The sequence below is a fragment of the Mesorhizobium sp. WSM4842 genome, assembly GCF_055901575.1.
The window spans coordinates 2,285,763-2,302,170 of record NZ_CM148372.1 but is presented as its reverse complement, the minus strand read 5'-3'; the positions used below and the strand labels follow the sequence as shown (position 1 = coordinate 2,302,170).

The window sequence follows — 16,408 nt, the reverse complement described above, 5'->3', positions numbered from 1 at the left end:
GGTCATGCGATGTTAAAAGTGTTCAACGATTTCGAGCGGCAGCCGGTGCTGCTTGCGAAGTTCGATGAGGTCGCCAAATGCTATAGCGCCTCATGCGTCTTTGCCGACGCGCAATACCGCCAGGGCGTGATGGATTCGGAGATCAAGCCGCCGTTTCAGGCGAAAATCGTCGGCCAGGCTCTCACGGTCCAGCTCTCTCCGGGAGACCTCGTCGACCCGCTCAGGGCAATCGAGATGGGCAGGGATGGTGACATCATCGTCGTCGACGCGGGCGGCGACCGGCAGACCTCGGTGTGCGGCGGGCTGATGGGCGGGCTCGCCAGGAACCGCGGCATTCGCGGCATGATCATCGATGGCTCCGGCCGCGACATCGACGAGCTTGAGGCGATCGGCTGGCCGATCTGGGCCCGCGCCATCACGGCGCGAGGCACGCACACAATGTATTCAGGCCGAAAGGATGAGCTCTCGATCAACGTGCCAATTCAATGCGGCGGCGTACCTATCAATCCCGGCGATTTCGTGGTTGCCGACACAATCGGCGTGACCGTCGTGCCGGTAGCCAGCGCCGAAACGGTCGTGGAGCTCGCGCGCGAACAGGCAGCGCGCGAACAGAAGACCCGCGAATGGGTCGCCCAAGGGAAAACACTTGAAGAGCTGCTTAACGAGTTCGGTCGTCTTTGAGACCGAGGACCTTTTCGCGTCCGGCCGGCCCCTAATATGCTTGTCCTCTGGCGACGCCGTTCGCCCGTGCACGGCGAGAGACGCATCAATATCGGCACGTAAATCGATCACCAGCGGTATCATCAATTATCTTGGCCCGTTCCGGATGTCTTGATGCAATCCGAACGGAAAATTCACCATTGCGGAGATGCCGAACAACGCGGCGGCCGAGAAACCCGGTTCCACCGAACACGCTGACGACGCGATGGTTCATGGCAGCCATGGCTTAGACTTTGTCAGCTCATGTCGACCGTCTCGACCCGGCGGTTCAGGTCACGTGAACAGCACGCCTACTGACCACTATCTATCACTTGGGCTACCTCGTACAGATTGGGATCGATCTCGTCCGTCAACTGATCGAAATGACCCCACTCCTTGCGGAATTCCGGCGATTGATGAGCCGATCGCAGCAGATCGCGATTCTGCCATTGGACGTAGTTGACGATGCGCCGCCCGTCGAGGCTGCGATGCAGGCTGATTGAGATGAAGCCAGGCTGGCGCGCCATAAAGCGCGCTCGCTCGATCATGACCGACAATGCCTCGGCCTGCTTGTCCGGTTCAGAATCGACGATGGTGATTTGGGTGACGTGCTGGTTGTCGGCTCGGATCTGTGTCATAGGGACCTCGCTAGATTGGCAGTTGGATGAGCTGGCCGAGTTTGGGAATGGCGATGCCAAGTAGTCTCTCGGCCGGCGGGCAGAACGCATGCTCTTGGTTCATCGGCGCGACGTAATCGAGCCGGTTGAAGTAGGGCGGCGAGTCTCACGGAATCCGCCCAGTGGCCAACACGTGGCGGAATATCAGGAGGCAACGATGGATTTCAACGACAGGCGTCTCTGGTACGGCGTGGCAGTAGCGATCGTAGTATTGCTCGTCATTGCGTATGCGGCTGGCTGGTTTGGCGGCACACCACCAGCAGCGCCGCCACAGTGAGAGCGATCATGACCTGGATGGACCCAAGCAGGTTGACGGCCCCGTCACGCCCCTGATGGTTTCGTTGGGCATGTCGTTCGCGCAGCAATCGTTTGAAGCCGCAGCAGCAGAAGCCCTCCTAATGTATCGGGCAAGCCTTCGTGCATCCGAAGATGTCGAAGCCAAGCTGCACAGGGTTCACTACGGCCAGCGAGCGGCTCCGATCCAAATGAATTTGACGAACTGCGGGCCGCATATCTTCGCTCATTTGAGCCCGCTCCGTGTCAGTCGAAGCGTCCTTGCGGCGTTGATCGACAACTCGGCTACATTCCGGCGGATTGGCGAAACCGGACAACCTGGCGTTCGGTCGCGATGGCTCCAATATTTATGACATTGACGCAAATGCGGTCTGGTGGAGCTCCGCAGCGAGCGTGCAGGAGAGATTACCAGGTTGGTGACATTCAAAATTTCAGTTCCTCCATGTGTCGCACGGCCTTGGCGAGGTCATCGTCTTCACGGCAGCAATGGGTGCCAGCAGTCATGACATCTCGCGCCATCGGCTTGCGGCCATCAAAACCATCCTCTGCCGTTCCTTTGCAATCCTGTTCAACATAAGCGGGCAAGATCATCGATCCCGGCGTTGCCGACGAAATCAGGAAACTCGTATCCGAGTCCGGCTTGACACCGGTGGTGATCCTCGGTGAAGGGGATGATCTCACGCAAGTCCTCAAAGCGCTCGAATGTGGCACCTGCGGCCATATTCCAGTCTCGGTCGACATAGAAATATGCGTCAAGGATCAATCTGGCATTGGCAGGGGCATTTTCGTACCGGCAAGCAGCGTGTTTGCCAAGCAGAAGACAATCGACTCCGTCACTGACAAATTCACGCCGCGTCAGACGGCGGTCGCAGATGCTCTCCGACCGCAACATAATGCGGAAACTGAAGGCCACAAATTGCACGAGGTCGCCTACAAGATGAGGGACCTTTTGCCGCTCGAATACGCCACCCTTGTTCGTTACGGCGGTCCGCCGGCTCAGGCGAGCCCGCTTCAACAATGATGCCGCGAAGCGTCGCCGGCTTATCCGAAGAACGCCTCACGCATCCGAGCGAACATGCCGGGCTGTCTCCCGGCAATCGCCGCACGGATGTGATGGGCGGCCGTTACGGCGCTCACCGTCGCGCCGAAATGACAATAGCAGATGATCTCATGCAATTGCCTATCGGTCAGTTCGAAGAACCGCTTCGCTTCGCCGTAGTTGTCGTTTTCCAACCCGGCGGCGCGGAGGACAGGATCCTCGAAAGCGACTGAGGTCGGCGAGCCGTCGCCGCGCATGGCCCCGCGTGCTCTAACCGGCTGATACTCGGTCTGGTGCAGCGTCGAGAGGCGCCGGTCAGGGTTCCGTTCAAGGAGCTCCGCCCAGTGTTCAAGACGTTCGCTGCGCGACAGGGCCTGGCGCGGGTAGGCCTGATCGATCTCGGCGACGATCTGCAGTTGCTCGATCGTCTGGTGTTTCATTTTGGCCCTCCTATTCGGACGATAGTTGGTCCACCCATATCCTTCTTATGCCTGCAGCCAGCGTGACTCCAACCGATCGTGAAGTCCAATCACGATGATGCTGGGAGGGCTTCATTGACCGGAGTGCTCCCGCCTACCTCGGGACGGATCTTCGTCCGTGACCGGGAGCTCAACCTCGACGAATATTCGGTGCGTGATGAACCCAGCGCCGGTAGTGCCAGCCGCGCCTTTGGATGAGAGCATCGCGACAAGCAGCAGGAGGATCTGGTCACCAATCGAAAGGTGGACGTTGGTCGCCTGCGCGATGAAAAGGGTAGCCAACGTCATGTAGATGTGGCCCAGCCTTTCGCCGCCAACGGACAGTCGTCCTTTGCAAGCGATTCAGCACCTGCTAAAATTGCCAAAGCTTCAGCGACGCTCTGTGAACGTCGGCCGAGCATCAAAAGTCAACTCGGGAGGTGAAAAATGTCCAAGAGACAGCTTTGCCTTGCGCTGATCACAGCGCTGGCTCTCGCGGCAGCTCCGCAGGCTGCTGCCGCACAAGACAAGATCAAGATCGGCTTTCTGCCTGGCGTCGTCGATCCTTTCTATCAGGTGATGCAGATTGGCGTTGAGGCTGCGGCGAAGGACCTCGGCGTCGAGGTCGTGACGCAGATCCCGCAGACGTGGGGCGTCGAGGCCCAGACGCCGATTTTGGACGCCATGGTGGCGCGCGGCGACCTCGACTACATCGTGACCGCGCCGACCGACAAGGACCAGATGATCGGTCCACTCAAGGCGGCGGTCGACGCCGGTATCAAGGTCATCACCGTTGATACGTTCCTCGGCGACGGCGACTACGTGAACGGCCCGGTGACCTTCCCGATCAGCTATATCGGCTCTGACAACGTCGAAGGCGGACGCATTTCAGCCCGGGGCCTCGCCAAGGCAATCGGCGGAAAGGGTATTGTCTACATCAACTCCACGAACCCGAACGTCAGCTCGGTCGAGGGTCGCGAGCAGGGCTTCAAGGAGGTGATGGAGAAGGAATTTCCGGACATCAAGGTTCTCGGGCCGGACTACAATCTCGATGACCAGAACAAGGCGACGCAACAGACCGCGGCGGTCCTCGAACGCGAAGCCGACCTCGCCGGAGTGTTCGGCACCAACGTGTTCAGCGCTCAAGGCGCCGGAACGGCCGTCGTCAACGCTGGATTGGGCGGCCACGTTCAAGTTGTCGCCTATGACGCGACGCAATTGGCAATCGAGCTGATGAACAACGGCGTCGTCTCGCTGGTGCTGGCACAGAAACCGTTCGACATGGGCTACATGGCTGTGCAGTTCGCCGCGGCCGATGCTGCCGGCGTCACGAGCCTGCCGCGTCGTGTCGAGACCGGGTTCGCCATCATCGACAAGGACAACGTCAAAGACCCGGCGATTGCCCGCTTCGTCTATCAGGTTCCGGCCAAATAGCGGGCGACGGTTGACTGGCCTGCCGGGAGCGGTGCTCCCGGCATTAGCTCGTGTGCGCTCATGAGGACGAGGTTTTCGTGGCCCGCGTTGAAATGAAGGCGAAGGCGGAGATGGCCCCCGCAACGCAAACCCTAACGCCGCCGAAGCGATTCGTGCTGGCGCTGAGCCGGTCCTGGGCCTGGGCTTTCCTCGCCCTGATGATCGTCTTCTTCGTCGTGACAGTACCGATCGTCAGCTTTGGCGCCGTCAATTTCCTCACCGTGCGCAACTCGCAGAACATCCTCGTCGCCATCACACCGATACTTTTGCTCGGCCTCGGCCAGACCTTCGTCATCATCGCCGCCGGCATCGACCTCTCCGTCGGCTGGGTCATGAGTCTCGCCTCGGTGCTGTCGGCGTTGGCGATCCGCGCTGTCTTCAATGCCGGACTGCCGCTCTTTCCCTCGGTCGTCGTCGGATTCCTCGCCGCGGTGGCCGGCGCCAGTGTCGTCGGTTTCGTCAATGGCGTCATCATCGCCAAGCTGAAAGTACCGGCCTTCATCGTGACGCTGGGCAGCTCGTTCATCGTGCGTGGCGTCGCGTTGTTGATGTCCGAGAACACAACGGTGATCGGCTTGCCTCCAGGAATTCGCGCCTATGGCAATGACGCTCTCGTCTATTTCATACGCGGCGAGGCCGGCGGCCTGTATTTCCTCGCAGCGCCGGAGGTAAGCGGCGAGCTGCTCCGTCGCATGGACCGCATCCTTCCTTATCCCGTGGTGCTCACCGCCATCATCGTCGCGATCGCGATCTTCGTTTTGCGAAAGACCCAGTTCGGCCGGCACACCTACGCCATCGGCGGCAATGTCGAGGCGGCCATCCGCGCCGGCATCCCGGTCGACCGCCATATCATCTCGCTCTACATCCTCTCCTCCGCAACGGCCGGTATCGCCGGTTTCCTGTCGACACTCCGCTTCACTGCCGGCTCGGCGGTGATCGGCGATGCGTTGCTTCTCTCCTCGATCGCCGCCGTCATCATCGGCGGCGTTAGCCTATTCGGCGGCGCCGGAAGCGTGATGGGCACCGTCATCGGCGCTTTGATCATCGCAGTGCTGACTACAGGTCTCGTCATGCTGAACGTCGAGGCGTTCTGGCAATTCATCGTCGTCGGCGTCGTCGTGATCGTTGCCGTCCTGATCGACCAGTCGCGAGACCTGATTATCGGCCGGGCGACACGAGGGCCGCCGACGTGACCGAGCCTGTCCTTTCGATCAGGAAGCTGACCAAGCGCTTCGGCGGCCTTGTGGCCGTCAACGACGTAAGCTGGGATGTCTACCCTGGCGAGGTCGTTGCTCTGCTCGGCGACAACGGCGCCGGCAAGTCGACCCTTATCAAGTGCGTGTCGGGCGTTTATCAGCCGGACGAAGGCGAGATCTGCTTCGAGGGCCGGCTCAGCCATTTTGCCCGCCCGATGGACGCGCGCCGACAGGGCATCGAGACGATCTATCAGGACCTGGCGCTCGCCAACAATCTCGATGTCAGCGCCAATATCTTCCTTGGGCGCGAAGTGAAGAAGCGCTATCTCGCCGGCCTCATCCGGACGCTCGACGAGCAGATGATGCTTCGGGAGTCCCGGGCGGCGCTGGAGTCGCTGGCGATCCAATTCCCGAGCCTCACGCAGCCGATCGAGAGCCTGTCCGGCGGACAACGTCAGGCCGTCGCCATCGCTCGCGCCGTCTATTGGGACGCCCGGTTGATGATTATGGACGAGCCGACCAACAATCTCGGCGTTCCCGAGCAGCACAGGGTCCTGGAGCTCATCAGGAAGCTGCGGGACCAGGGGGTCCCCGTCATCCTGATCACGCACACGCTGCCCGATGTCTTCGCGGTCTCAGACCGCCTCATGGTGATGCGCAGGGGGCACAAGGTGACGGAGAAGCGGACGGCGGAGACGCATACTCAGGAGCTTGTGCAATACATGGTGGGCGCCCTGGACGATACGCGCGTTCAATAGATGGCGGCGTCGCGCCGAACCACCGAGGCTATCTCGTCGAAGGTGAGATCGAACGCGTTGCGCAACACGAACACGACGCGCTCCAGCGGGGAGAGGCGCTCAAGCACGGCCATCAGGGCGAACGATACGTCTTCGGCGCGGACAGGAAGCAGTTCGTTGCGAACAACGGTCAAGTGAAGAAGGGGGCAATTATAGTGAATACCGGCCGCGGTCCAACCATCGACAACCGCGCGCTTTATCGGGCGCTGACCGAAGGCCGCATCGCCGGCGCCGGCCTGGATGATCCTGAAGAGGAGCCGGCCAAGCTCGCCAAGTGGAACCCAAGCGGCAATCCGCTGTTCTCGCTTGCCAACGTCATCGTGACGCCCCACACGGCGTACTATTCCGAAGAGTCGATCCGGGTTGCCCGCGAAACCGCCGCGTCTGAAGTCGCGCGCGTGCTGACCGGCGGCATGCCGCTCAACCCGGTTAACGCAGTAGAGCTGACGCGAACGCCGGCTCGAAGATAAGGGAGGTCATGCGATGCTCAAGGTTTTCAACGATTTCGAGCGGCAGCCGGTGCTGCTTGCGAAGTTCGAAGAGGTCGCCAAATGCTACAGCGCCTCATGCGTCTTTGCCGACGCTCAATACCGTCAGGGCGTGATGGATTCGGAGATCAAGCCGCCGTTTCCGGCGAGAATCGTCGGCCAAGCCCTCACGGTCCAGCTCTCGCCGGGAGACCTCGTTGACCCGCTCAGGGCAATCGAGATGGGCAGGGATGGTGACATCATCGTCGTCGACGCGGGCGGCGACCGGCAGACCTCGGTGTGCGGCGGGCTGATGGGCGGGCTCGCCAGGAACCGCGGCATTCGCGGCATGATCATCGATGGCTCCGGCCGCGACATCGACGAGCTTGAGGCGATCGGCTGGCCGATCTGGGCCCGCGCCATCACGGCGCGAGGCACGCACACAATGTATTCAGGCCGAAAGGATGAGCTCTCGATCAACGTGCCAATTCAATGCGGCGGCGTACCTATCAATCCCGGCGATTTCGTGGTTGCCGACACAATCGGCGTGACCGTCGTGCCGGTAGCCAGCGCCGAAACGGTCGTGGAGCTCGCGCGCGAACAGGCAGCGCGCGAACAGAAGACCCGCGAATGGGTCGCCCAAGGGAAAACACTTGAAGAGCTGCTTAACGAGTTCGGTCGTCTTTGAGACCGAGGACCTTTTCGCGTCCGGCCGGCCCCTATATGCTTGTCCTCTGGCGACGCCGTTCGCCCGTGCACGGCGAGAGACGCATCAATATCGGCACGTAAATCGATCACCAGCGGTATCATCAATTATCTTGGCCCGTTCCGGATGTCTTGATGCAATCCGAACGGAAAATTCACCATTGCGGAGATGCCGAACAACGCGGCGGCCGAGAAACCCGGTTCCACCGAACACGCTGACGACGCGATGGTTCATGGCAGCCATGGCTTAGACTTTGTCAGCTCATGTCGACCGTCTCGACCCGGCGGTTCAGGTCACGTGAACAGCACGCCTACTGACCACTATCTATCACTTGGGCTACCTCGTACAGATTGGGATCGATCTCGTCCGTCAACTGATCGAAATGACCCCACTCCTTCCGGAATTCCGGCGATTGATGAGCCGATCGCAAGAGATCGCGATTCTGCCATTGGACGTAGTTGACGATGCGCCGCCCGTCGAGGCTGCGATGCAGGCTGATTGAGATGAAGCCAGGCTGGCGCGCCATAAAGCGCGCTCGCTCGATCATGACCGACAATGCCTCGGCCTGCTTGTCCGGTTCAGAATCGACGATGGTGATTTGGGTGACGTGCTGGTTGTCGGCTCGGATCTGTGTCATAGGGACCTCGCTAGATTGGCGATGGATTTGCCGTGTCACTGCTGGCGGTCGAGGGGCCGTCCCGAGCGATCGAACACCCGATCGATCTTGCTCGCCATGATGAAATCGTTCTCGTGCAGTCCTTTTATCTTCTTAGTGCTCAGGGAAACCGTCACATAACCCCAACCGAAGCTGATGTCGGGGTGATGGCTTTCGGTTTCGGCGAGCTCACCGATTTCCTGAACAAGGGCGAGCGCGTCCCGGAAATTGCGGCATCGAAAGCTCCGTTGGATGCGGTGGGCATCGTCACCCAGCTCCCAATCGGGAACCTGTGCCCGGAAGCGTTGGGCTTCATCACGCGTGAGCGGCGGGACGCCGCCGCGACAAGGCGTACATGTTTTCTCGGCAAGAGTGTCGGTCATGTTCTTGTCTCCAAGACCATTTCTAGCAGCAAATACGACAGCGACGAGCCTATCGATCGATCTCCCCGAACACGATGTCGAGCGAACCGATGATCGCCGAGATATCGGCTCGCATGTGCCCGCGTCGCTGGCCTTCCGTCGTCCTGGCTATAGTCTCAGGCGCCGCTCAGTAGTCCATTCCGCCCATTCCGCCCATACCTCCTGCGCCACCCATAGCGGGCGAAACCTTCTGCGGAATGTCCGCGATCATTGCTTCAGCGGTGATCAGGAGCGCGGCAATCGAGCCGGCATCCTGCAGGGCCGTCCGAACGACCTTGGCAGGGTCGACGATACCGGCCTTGATCATGTCGACATAGACTTCGTTCTGGGCGTCGAAGCCCTGATTGTGATCCTTGCTGTCGGAGAGCTTGCCGACGACGATCGAACCTTCAACGCCGGAATTCTCGGCAATCTGGCGGATCGGCGCTTCAAGTGCTCTCAGCACAATCGAAATACCTGCCGTCATGTCAGCATTCGCGCCAGTAAGCTCAGTCAAAGCTGCCTTGGCGCGCAAAAGCGCAACACCGCCGCCGGCAACGATGCCTTCTTCCACGGCTGCACGAGTGGCGTTCAGCGCATCATCGATGCGGTCCTTCTTTTCCTTGACTTCCGTCTCGGTCGCGCCGCCGACGCGAATGACAGCAACGCCGCCAGCCAGCTTCGCCAGCCGCTCCTGGAGTTTCTCCTTGTCGTAATCCGAGGTCGTTTCCTCGATCTGCAACTTGATCTGCTGGACGCGCGCCTGGATGGTGGCTTTCTCGCCGGCGCCGTCGATGATCGTCGTCGTATCCTTCTCGATGAGCACGCGCTTAGCCCGCCCGAGCATGTCGATCGTGACGTTCTCGAGTTTGATGCCGAGATCCTCGGAAATCATCTGGCCGGCGGTGAGCACGGCAATGTCTTCCAGCATCGCCTTGCGCCGGTCACCGAAGCCTGGCGCCTTGACGGCTGCGACCTTGAGACCGCCGCGCAGCTTGTTGACGACCAGCGTCGCCAGCGCCTCGCCTTCGACGTCTTCCGAGATGATCAGCAGCGGCTTACCGCTTTGCACCACAGCTTCGAGGATCGGCAGCAACGCCTGCAAATTGCCGAGCTTCTTCTCATGGATGAGAACGTAAGGGTCCTCCAGCTCCGCGCGCATCTTCTCGGCATTGGTGACGAAATAGGGCGAGAGATAGCCACGGTCGAACTGCATGCCTTCGACGACATCGAGTTCGGTTTCGGCTGTCTTGGCTTCTTCGACGGTGATCACGCCCTCATTGCCGACCTTGTTCATCGCCTTGGCGATCATGGCGCCGACCGACGCGTCGCCATTGGCGGCGATCGTACCAACCTGGGCGATCTCGTCCGAAGATTTGACTTTCCTGGCCCTGGCTTGAATGTCCTTCACCACAGCAGCCACAGCAAGGTCGATGCCGCGCTTGAGATCCATCGGGTTCATGCCCGCGGCAACGAATTTGGCACCTTCGCGCAGGATGGAAGCGGCCAGCACCGTGGCTGTCGTCGTGCCGTCGCCGGCGAAGTCGTTGGTCTTCGAGGCCACTTCGCGCACCATCTGGGCCCCCATGTTCTCGAACTTGTCGGCAAGCTCGATTTCCTTGGCGACGGCGACACCATCCTTGGTGATGCGCGGCGCGCCATAGGCCTTGTCGATGACGACATTGCGGCCTTTGGGGCCGAGCGTCACCTTGACGGCGTTGTTCAGAATTTCGACGCCGCGAAGCATCCGGTCGCGGGCATCGGTAGCGAATTTGATTTCCTTGGCAGACATGATTTTACGTCCAGTTCAGTCTAGAAATTAGCAGAGCGCAAATCGCCCGGTCAGGCGGCTTTCTTGGCCGCTTTGGCCTTCTCGACGATGCCCATAATGTCGCTCTCCTTCATGATCAGGAGATCCTCGCCGTCGATCTTGACCTCGGTGCCGGACCATTTGCCGAACAGGATGAAGTCGCCGGCCTTGACGTCGAGCGCGATCAGCTTGCCGCTTTCGTCACGTGAGCCTGGGCCGACGGCGATCACTTCGCCTTCCTGAGGCTTTTCCTTGGCGGTGTCGGGAATGATGATTCCGCCCTTGGATTTGTTGTCGCCTTCAGCGCGCCGAATGACGACGCGGTCGTGGAGTGGTCGGAATTTCATTGGGGGTTCTTTCTGCCGCCGCACATAGAGCGACTGCAACACTTAACATAGCCCCTTTGGCACTCGAATGATAGGAGTGCCAAATTTTTAATTCCTCAAACCGAAAATATTTGAAATGTGAATCAGTCGTTGTTACCGGCGCTTTTGGCCGTCCGAAAAGCGGAGCAATAAGCAATTTTATTGTAAGTCATCCCTCTTAATTTTGCCGACAACAGACTATATTAATCCGCAATTACGAACCAAACCTATTGAGCCTTGATTGAATGTGCATCGAGACATATATATAGATCGCGTGGATTTGGCCGATTTGGCTTTCGCGGTCCCGATCGACATAGGTCCGCGACCTTCGACCATGAAGCACCGAATTTTCGACAGCGAATGTATAGCGCTTATTCGGCGCGCATGTCGCTCTGTTCGAGCCTTTGAACCACGGCGTTCACCACGGATGAACTGGCAGCATTGGGATCTTTCCGGTTCGGATGGAAAAGATGCAGGAGGGGCGTCGGCGTGCTCCTGCGGAAAGCGGCACCCATGGCCAGTCGCACCACGCAGACCGTCGTTCACTTTTCATCCGCGTTCCGGCTGCCGGGTTTTGAGGCGCCGCAACCTGCCGGAGACTACCGCGTCGATCACGACGAGGAATCGATTGAGGGATAATCATGACCGCACCATCCCTCATGCAACGCAGCCGTCCGATCCGGCGCGACACCACAAAGCATCTCTTTACGATCGGGCGGGCCGTCCGGCAGAAGGGTGGGTTCGGAACGTTGCCCAGGTTCGGGGACATCTATCGGATCACCGGCACGCTGCCGCCTAGGGAAATTGATGCGTCGCCGCGGGCAGCGTCGGCGCTGGCGGCGAACGGGCTTAATTCCTCGCAGGTTGTCGCTGCCAACGTTGATGGCGATGGCACCCTGACGCTATCGCGGGAGAACCGTCATGATCGAGGCCGCAATTCGCAACTTCACCATCAATTTCGGACCGCAGCATCCGGCCGCGCATGGTGTCTTGCGGCTCGTGCTTGAACTCGATGGCGAGGTCGTCAAGCGCGTCGATCCGCATATCGGCCTGCTCCATCGCGGGACCGAGAAGCTCATAGAGCACAAGAACTATCTGCAGGCCCTGCCCTATTTCGACCGGCTCGACTACGTCGCGCCGATGAATCAGGAGCATGCATTCTGCCTCGCCGCCGAGAAGCTGCTTGAAATATCGGTTCCGCGGCGCGGACAGCTCATCCGTGTCCTTTTTTGCGAAATCGGCCGGCTTCTGTCGCACCTCCTCAATGTGACGACGCAAGCCATGGATATCGGTGCACTCACCCCGCCGCTCTGGGGTTTTGCCGAGCGCGAGAAGCTGATGGTGTTCTACGAGCGCGCTTCCGGCGCCCGCATGCACGCGAATTATTTCCGGGTCGGCGGCGTGCATCAGGATCTGCCTCCGAAACTTCTGGACGACATCTGGGATTTCTGTGACCCGTTCCTCAAGGTCTGCGACAATCTCGAAGTGCTGCTCACCGACAACCGTATCTTCAAGCAGCGCAACGTCGATATAGGCGTGATCAGCCTCGACGATGCCTGGGCTTGGGGCTTCTCAGGCGTGATGGTGCGCGGATCGGGCGCCGCTTGGGATTTGCGCAAGGCGCAACCCTACGAATGCTATCCTGAGATGGATTTTGATATTCCTGTCGGCAAGAACGGGGACTGCTATGACCGCTATCTCGTCCGCATGGAGGAAATGCGTCAATCGGTTCGGATCATGAAGCAATGTCTGGAAAAGCTGCGTTCACCGGAAGGCCGGGGGCCGGTGGCGATTCCAAATCAAAAGATCACGCCACCGTCGCGTGCCGAGATGAAACGCTCGATGGAAGCGACGATCCATCATTTCAAACTTTACACGGAAGGGCATCGCGTGCCCGCCGGAGAGGTATACGCTGCGGTCGAAGCACCGAAGGGTGAGTTCGGCGTTTATCTGATTTCCGATGGCAGCAATGTTCCGTACCGGTGCAAGATCCGCGCACCCTCCTTCGCCCATCTGCAGGCAATGGATTTGTTGTGTCGGGGCCACATGATCGCCGATGTCTCCGCGATCATTGGTTCGCTCGACATCGTGTTCGGAGAGATCGATCGTTAAGCCGAGTTGCACATCTCGGCTGCTGGAAGATAGGCCTACAATCGCAGGATCATCCGTGGTTTATCGAAGTCGCGCACTAAATGCCCGCCGGGTGGGTCTCTCTGGCTTGCTGCCGGTTCAGTGGACAGGCAGCAGGCCAAGTTGACCCTACCCAGCCGTAAGGGAATGACAAACCCGAAAAGAACGGCTCGCCCTTTCACAAGGCGGGCCGTTCGTTCGCTTTTGAAGATACGAAAACGCCGCTCGACCGGAAGGGAGCGGCGTTTATCAAGTGTGGCGTCCTAACCCTAGACGAAACCCCGATTGGTCGGGGCCGCCGGACTCGAACCGACGTTTCCAGCTTGTTCGCTATCAACTTTAGATGGTGTTCTCCCGTCGTCCTTGCAAGCCCCATCGGCGCGCAGAGTGTGGAAGGCTAGACGCGAGCCAAACGCTATCCAGCCGTGGAACCAACACTTCGCGCATATGTTGATAGAGACCGGGCGGCCCCCCGCCGCGTCCGGTGGCTACGAAGCCGCTTTCAAACATCCCCTCTGGAAAGCGGGTTTTTTTGTGCCTTCCCAGCGAACGGATTCACCAATGCCGGTGACAGGCCGGTACATAATGACTCGCTAATGGATTGTCGAAAGCGTACATTCCCAATGTCGCTGGCCACTGAACGGGCGCTGGCGCTTGAGAGCGTAGATCGTACTCCCGCCCCTATGGGAGTTATGTGATGGAAAACGACAGCCGCTCAGACGGATTTATCTCCGCTCACGACTTTGACATTCTGTGCGATGCCTTCAAGGCTTCGGTCGAGGAAGGACGGGTGACCAAAGCGCACAGGATTCAGCACGCCAAGAATCTGGTGCGCGAACTCACCGGCCAAGAGAACGCCGACAAACACCTGATTAGCCGGATGATGCGGGGTTGCCACGCTACCCAGCCGTAGGGGAATGGCGGGCCTACTTGGGTTTGGTAGGCCGCTTCCGTTCCTTCGCATCTTCAACGCCTCGGTCAAACCCGGCTTGGTATTCGGTCTTGCCTGCGGGGATGGAGTGGCTTGGGATGCCGGGTAGGATGCCGGGCGAAACCGTCTTCCAACCGTCCAAATACCCCTTCTCGAAAGATCCAGACATTACTTCTGTCCCGATGGTTTCTCGTCTCGCCGCTCACTAGTATGTGCGGCCTTGGCTATCTTTTTGACCATAGCATCTGACCGACTGCCCGACGGCGAAACGATGAACGTTCATTGCTGGATCCTCCTGATTGTGCCTAGCGCCTGTTCCTGATCCTGCTCTAACGCAGCTTCGAGTTCGTAATGGTCGATACCCACAAGCTGGCTCGCGAGATAGAGAGTCGAGGAGACGGCGGGAATATGGATGAAGGTGGCGACACGCCGGTAGGCGAGCCAGGAAATCCCGTCGATCCAGTCGTCGTCCTCGTCGATTGCATAATCGCCCGGCTGCTGAAACTCATCGACGCCTCCCAGCGAGAATGGTGCCGTGAATTTCACGGTCGTGTGCTTTGTGCGGGTGTTCATTTGCATATCCCTGGAAAGAGCAGATTATTGCGCTCGCGAAGCGACGCAGCCCTTTCAAAATCGATGATTTGGGGAGTTGGCGGGTCGAGAGCCTGTGACGCCGCGATAGCAAGCATGGCCAAAAGAACGATACACGAACGGTATGCGCCAATTGCGGTTTAGCTGCCGCTTGTCTAGCTGCCGAATGCCCTGTTTTGGCCGCTAAGCCGCTTCCGCCAGGAAAGCTCCAAAAAAACTATTATGGAGGCTCTTTGTGTGATAGGGTGATTTTCTGGCCGAAAAAATAACAAAACAAAGGAGGCCGCTGTGAAAACCTATATCCCTGCTCAGGTTTACCTTTACGACTACAAGAGCTTATTCGTAAGAGCGTCGGTCACGATTGCCATAGGCATCATCGTCTATTTGACGCTTTTCGGCATCACCTGGTAAGTCCAGACGTCGGTAGCGACTGGCGGCCAAACGTCCTGGAGTGGCGCTTCTAGAGCGCGGGCTTCGCTGGAGGCCGCTGGTCTAGTTCTACCATAGGGATCTTTGATTATCCCACCCAAGAGGTGCACCGCCATGAACGACACCAACGACAAAGCCCGCGAAAATCGCGATGCTGTTGATATCAGCATTCGCGATGCTGTTGATATCAGCATTTGGGAGAACGAAGGCGGAGCCTCGGATCGATACGATATGAATTATCACTACGGCCGGCGCGTAGAGCCGGACGGGTCATGGACGATCTATCACGTCTTCACCGGGGCACCGGCAGATATGGGAAGCCGATCCATGGCTGGGCTCAGCAAAACAGATGCCACTACCAGAATGATAATTCTGAACGCGCACAATGCGAAGAGACGCAAGGCCGCGAGCCTGCAACAGACGTTCGCTACGCGGTTCTTAACGGCTTGAGGTATGTTCAACCTTGGCGCTGACTTTTCCGAACCGAAGCCGCAGCTACGACGAGGCCGGACAATACCTCCATTTTCTCGGCTACAATGGCATGTTTGAAATGCTGTTCTTGATTGAGATCGAAGCGCTCGCGAACGCAAAACGGAAGCAGCCACAGCCGAAGCGGGTTATTTGGCGACCTTCGATGCATCACCGGACTCCATTCGTGATGTCGCGCGGAAAGTTTACTCCCACGGCCGCAAGAACGTGTACCAGCCCAGAAAACCTCAACGCTTCGAACAGCGGACGAGCAAAGCGTTCCCGTAAGGGATCGGCTTATCCCTGCGACCGCGGAGTTGTGCGGTTTCGACATGGTTGGGGACTACGTCCTTGTCCCCGTCGATTAGAGGATTATCCTTGACAGGTTTGGGCGAGGCGATCGCCCATGGAGGTTGTCATGGCAGACGACAAGTCAAAGCGTGGTCCGCAAGACAGAGCACGGGTCGACGGTGGCGAAGACTATGAAGTCGGGTACCTCATGAAGAAGCACCATCTCGAACGGGCTGATGCCCTCAGGCTGGTAAAAAAGTATGGAAACAACCGCGCAAAGATCGAAGAGGAACTCGTTGCCCGAAAGCTCTGATCGCGTATTGCCGTGAGGCTGGCATAGAGCCAAGCACGCCTGAGTGTGACCAGGCTGCAGGCATAATCATGGCGCTTTTCAGCAACGGCATCGGCACTGCTGAGGAATTGAAGGCAGCGCTCCAGTTCCGTTTGGAGAGTGAGTTGCGACGGTACGGTCAACGCCTATCCCGCCTAGCTGAGAACCGCTCTAGATCGTAATTGTACATCGAATTCCAA

The 16,408-nt window shown here is 59.0% G+C and carries 22 protein-coding genes and 3 pseudogenes; 14 read left to right on the top strand and 11 right to left on the bottom strand.

Annotated features, from left to right (window positions below; all coding sequences use genetic code 11):
- Positions 1–9 precede the first annotated feature (9 nt).
- Entirely contained in the window at positions 10–681 is a 672-nt protein-coding gene (locus AC0NIE_RS11080) for an RraA family protein (protein ID WP_473640899.1), read from the top strand.
- A 329-nt stretch (positions 682–1,010) separates the two neighbouring features.
- On the opposite strand, the gene AC0NIE_RS11075 is transcribed toward AC0NIE_RS11080, so the two are convergent.
- Together AC0NIE_RS11075 and AC0NIE_RS11070 are read right to left on the bottom strand one after the other, a co-directional pair.
- Entirely contained in the window at positions 1,011–1,337 is a 327-nt protein-coding gene (locus AC0NIE_RS11075) for an antibiotic biosynthesis monooxygenase family protein (protein ID WP_189501698.1), read from the bottom strand.
- 756 nt (positions 1,338–2,093) lie between these two features.
- Positions 2,094–2,255 carry a CBS domain-containing protein gene (locus AC0NIE_RS11070; protein ID WP_473490008.1) on the bottom strand — a complete coding sequence of 54 codons (162 nt, stop codon included), beginning with the start codon at positions 2,253–2,255 and terminating at the stop codon, positions 2,094–2,096.
- A 55-nt stretch (positions 2,256–2,310) separates the two neighbouring features.
- Here AC0NIE_RS11070 and AC0NIE_RS11065 point away from each other — a divergent pair, with 55 nt between their 5' ends.
- Positions 2,311–2,691 (top strand): hypothetical protein, encoded by a 381-nt coding sequence (locus AC0NIE_RS11065; RefSeq protein ID WP_473490007.1) that lies wholly within the window; start codon positions 2,311–2,313, stop codon positions 2,689–2,691.
- 20 nt (positions 2,692–2,711) lie between these two features.
- On the opposite strand, the gene AC0NIE_RS11060 is transcribed toward AC0NIE_RS11065, so the two are convergent.
- Together AC0NIE_RS11060 and AC0NIE_RS11055 are read right to left on the bottom strand one after the other, a co-directional pair.
- Complete coding sequence (locus AC0NIE_RS11060) at positions 2,712–3,149, bottom strand: hypothetical protein (protein ID WP_473490006.1); 438 nt, start codon at positions 3,147–3,149, stop codon at positions 2,712–2,714.
- A 111-nt stretch (positions 3,150–3,260) separates the two neighbouring features.
- Positions 3,261–3,485 (bottom strand): annotated as a pseudogene (locus AC0NIE_RS11055) (cation:dicarboxylate symporter family transporter); the annotation flags it as partial.
- 129 nt (positions 3,486–3,614) lie between these two features.
- Here AC0NIE_RS11055 and AC0NIE_RS11050 point away from each other — a divergent pair.
- The 3 genes from AC0NIE_RS11050 (at position 3,615) to AC0NIE_RS11040 (ending at position 6,594) form a co-directional block, all read left to right on the top strand.
- Positions 3,615–4,601 (top strand): ABC transporter substrate-binding protein, encoded by a 987-nt coding sequence (locus AC0NIE_RS11050; protein ID WP_473490005.1) that lies wholly within the window; start codon positions 3,615–3,617, stop codon positions 4,599–4,601.
- 77 nt (positions 4,602–4,678) lie between these two features.
- Positions 4,679–5,833, top strand: a complete 1,155-nt coding sequence (locus AC0NIE_RS11045; RefSeq protein WP_473490004.1) for an ABC transporter permease — start codon at positions 4,679–4,681, stop codon at positions 5,831–5,833.
- Positions 5,830–6,594: an ATP-binding cassette domain-containing protein gene (locus AC0NIE_RS11040; protein ID WP_473490003.1), complete on the top strand. Its 765-nt coding sequence runs from the start codon at positions 5,830–5,832 to the stop codon at positions 6,592–6,594. Before AC0NIE_RS11045 ends, AC0NIE_RS11040 begins: the two co-directional genes overlap by 4 nt.
- Here AC0NIE_RS11040 and AC0NIE_RS11035 read toward each other — a convergent pair.
- Positions 6,588–6,767 (bottom strand): sigma factor-like helix-turn-helix DNA-binding protein, encoded by a 180-nt coding sequence (locus tag AC0NIE_RS11035; protein ID WP_474046856.1) that lies wholly within the window; start codon positions 6,765–6,767, stop codon positions 6,588–6,590. The two genes, AC0NIE_RS11040 and AC0NIE_RS11035, sit on opposite strands and share 7 nt — an antisense overlap.
- A 21-nt stretch (positions 6,768–6,788) precedes the next feature.
- On the opposite strand from AC0NIE_RS11035, the gene AC0NIE_RS11030 reads away from it, so the two are divergent.
- Positions 6,789–7,103 (top strand): NAD(P)-dependent oxidoreductase, encoded by a 315-nt coding sequence (locus AC0NIE_RS11030; protein WP_474046854.1) that lies wholly within the window; start codon positions 6,789–6,791, stop codon positions 7,101–7,103.
- Positions 7,104–7,116: 13 nt separating this feature from the next.
- Positions 7,117–7,788, top strand: a complete 672-nt coding sequence (locus AC0NIE_RS11025) for an RraA family protein (RefSeq protein ID WP_123149320.1) — start codon at positions 7,117–7,119, stop codon at positions 7,786–7,788.
- A gap of 328 nt (positions 7,789–8,116) precedes the next feature.
- Here AC0NIE_RS11025 and AC0NIE_RS11020 read toward each other — a convergent pair whose 3' ends face one another.
- From AC0NIE_RS11020 to AC0NIE_RS11000, 5 genes and pseudogenes are all read right to left on the bottom strand, one after another.
- Positions 8,117–8,443 (bottom strand): antibiotic biosynthesis monooxygenase family protein, encoded by a 327-nt coding sequence (locus AC0NIE_RS11020; RefSeq protein WP_189501698.1) that lies wholly within the window; start codon positions 8,441–8,443, stop codon positions 8,117–8,119.
- Positions 8,444–8,478: 35 nt separating this feature from the next.
- Positions 8,479–8,844, bottom strand: coding sequence for a 4a-hydroxytetrahydrobiopterin dehydratase (locus AC0NIE_RS11015; protein WP_473490047.1), 366 nt, complete (start codon positions 8,842–8,844; stop codon positions 8,479–8,481).
- 49 nt (positions 8,845–8,893) lie between these two features.
- A pseudogene (locus AC0NIE_RS11010) lies at positions 8,894–8,968 on the bottom strand (NADH-quinone oxidoreductase subunit D-related protein); the annotation flags it as partial.
- Between the two features lie 42 nt (positions 8,969–9,010).
- Positions 9,011–10,654 carry a chaperonin GroEL gene (gene groL / locus AC0NIE_RS11005; RefSeq protein WP_474046852.1) on the bottom strand — a complete coding sequence of 548 codons (1,644 nt, stop codon included), beginning with the start codon at positions 10,652–10,654 and terminating at the stop codon, positions 9,011–9,013.
- A gap of 50 nt (positions 10,655–10,704) precedes the next feature.
- The gene (locus AC0NIE_RS11000; protein ID WP_473486503.1) at positions 10,705–11,019 is read right to left on the bottom strand and encodes a co-chaperone GroES; all 315 of its coding nucleotides are present in this window, start codon (positions 11,017–11,019) and stop codon (positions 10,705–10,707) included.
- 531 nt (positions 11,020–11,550) lie between these two features.
- On the opposite strand from AC0NIE_RS11000, the gene AC0NIE_RS10995 reads away from it, so the two are divergent.
- The 3 genes from AC0NIE_RS10995 (at position 11,551) to AC0NIE_RS10985 (ending at position 14,080) form a co-directional block, all read left to right on the top strand.
- Positions 11,551–11,676 (top strand): hypothetical protein, encoded by a 126-nt coding sequence (locus tag AC0NIE_RS10995; RefSeq protein WP_473486502.1) that lies wholly within the window; start codon positions 11,551–11,553, stop codon positions 11,674–11,676.
- Positions 11,677–11,958: 282 nt separating this feature from the next.
- On the top strand, positions 11,959–13,149 hold the full coding sequence (locus tag AC0NIE_RS10990) for an NADH-quinone oxidoreductase subunit D (protein ID WP_473486501.1): 1,191 nt from the start codon (positions 11,959–11,961) through the stop codon (positions 13,147–13,149).
- A 715-nt stretch (positions 13,150–13,864) separates the two neighbouring features.
- Complete coding sequence (locus AC0NIE_RS10985) at positions 13,865–14,080, top strand: hypothetical protein (RefSeq protein WP_254022074.1); 216 nt, start codon at positions 13,865–13,867, stop codon at positions 14,078–14,080.
- A gap of 297 nt (positions 14,081–14,377) precedes the next feature.
- On the opposite strand, the gene AC0NIE_RS10980 is transcribed toward AC0NIE_RS10985, so the two are convergent.
- Complete coding sequence (locus AC0NIE_RS10980) at positions 14,378–14,671, bottom strand: hypothetical protein (protein ID WP_123149695.1); 294 nt, start codon at positions 14,669–14,671, stop codon at positions 14,378–14,380.
- Between the two features lie 306 nt (positions 14,672–14,977).
- On the opposite strand from AC0NIE_RS10980, the gene AC0NIE_RS10975 reads away from it, so the two are divergent.
- The 4 genes and pseudogenes from AC0NIE_RS10975 to AC0NIE_RS10960 all read left to right on the top strand — a co-directional run bounded on the left by AC0NIE_RS10975 (position 14,978) and on the right by AC0NIE_RS10960 (position 16,190).
- Complete coding sequence (locus AC0NIE_RS10975) at positions 14,978–15,100, top strand: hypothetical protein (protein WP_258122430.1); 123 nt, start codon at positions 14,978–14,980, stop codon at positions 15,098–15,100.
- 132 nt (positions 15,101–15,232) lie between these two features.
- Positions 15,233–15,568 (top strand): hypothetical protein, encoded by a 336-nt coding sequence (locus tag AC0NIE_RS10970; RefSeq protein ID WP_123149587.1) that lies wholly within the window; start codon positions 15,233–15,235, stop codon positions 15,566–15,568.
- A gap of 13 nt (positions 15,569–15,581) precedes the next feature.
- A pseudogene (locus tag AC0NIE_RS10965) lies at positions 15,582–15,874 on the top strand (DUF1488 family protein).
- Positions 15,875–16,004: 130 nt separating this feature from the next.
- On the top strand, positions 16,005–16,190 hold the full coding sequence (locus AC0NIE_RS10960; RefSeq protein WP_123149696.1) for a DUF3606 domain-containing protein: 186 nt from the start codon (positions 16,005–16,007) through the stop codon (positions 16,188–16,190).
- The last annotated feature ends 218 nt before the right edge of the window (positions 16,191–16,408 follow it).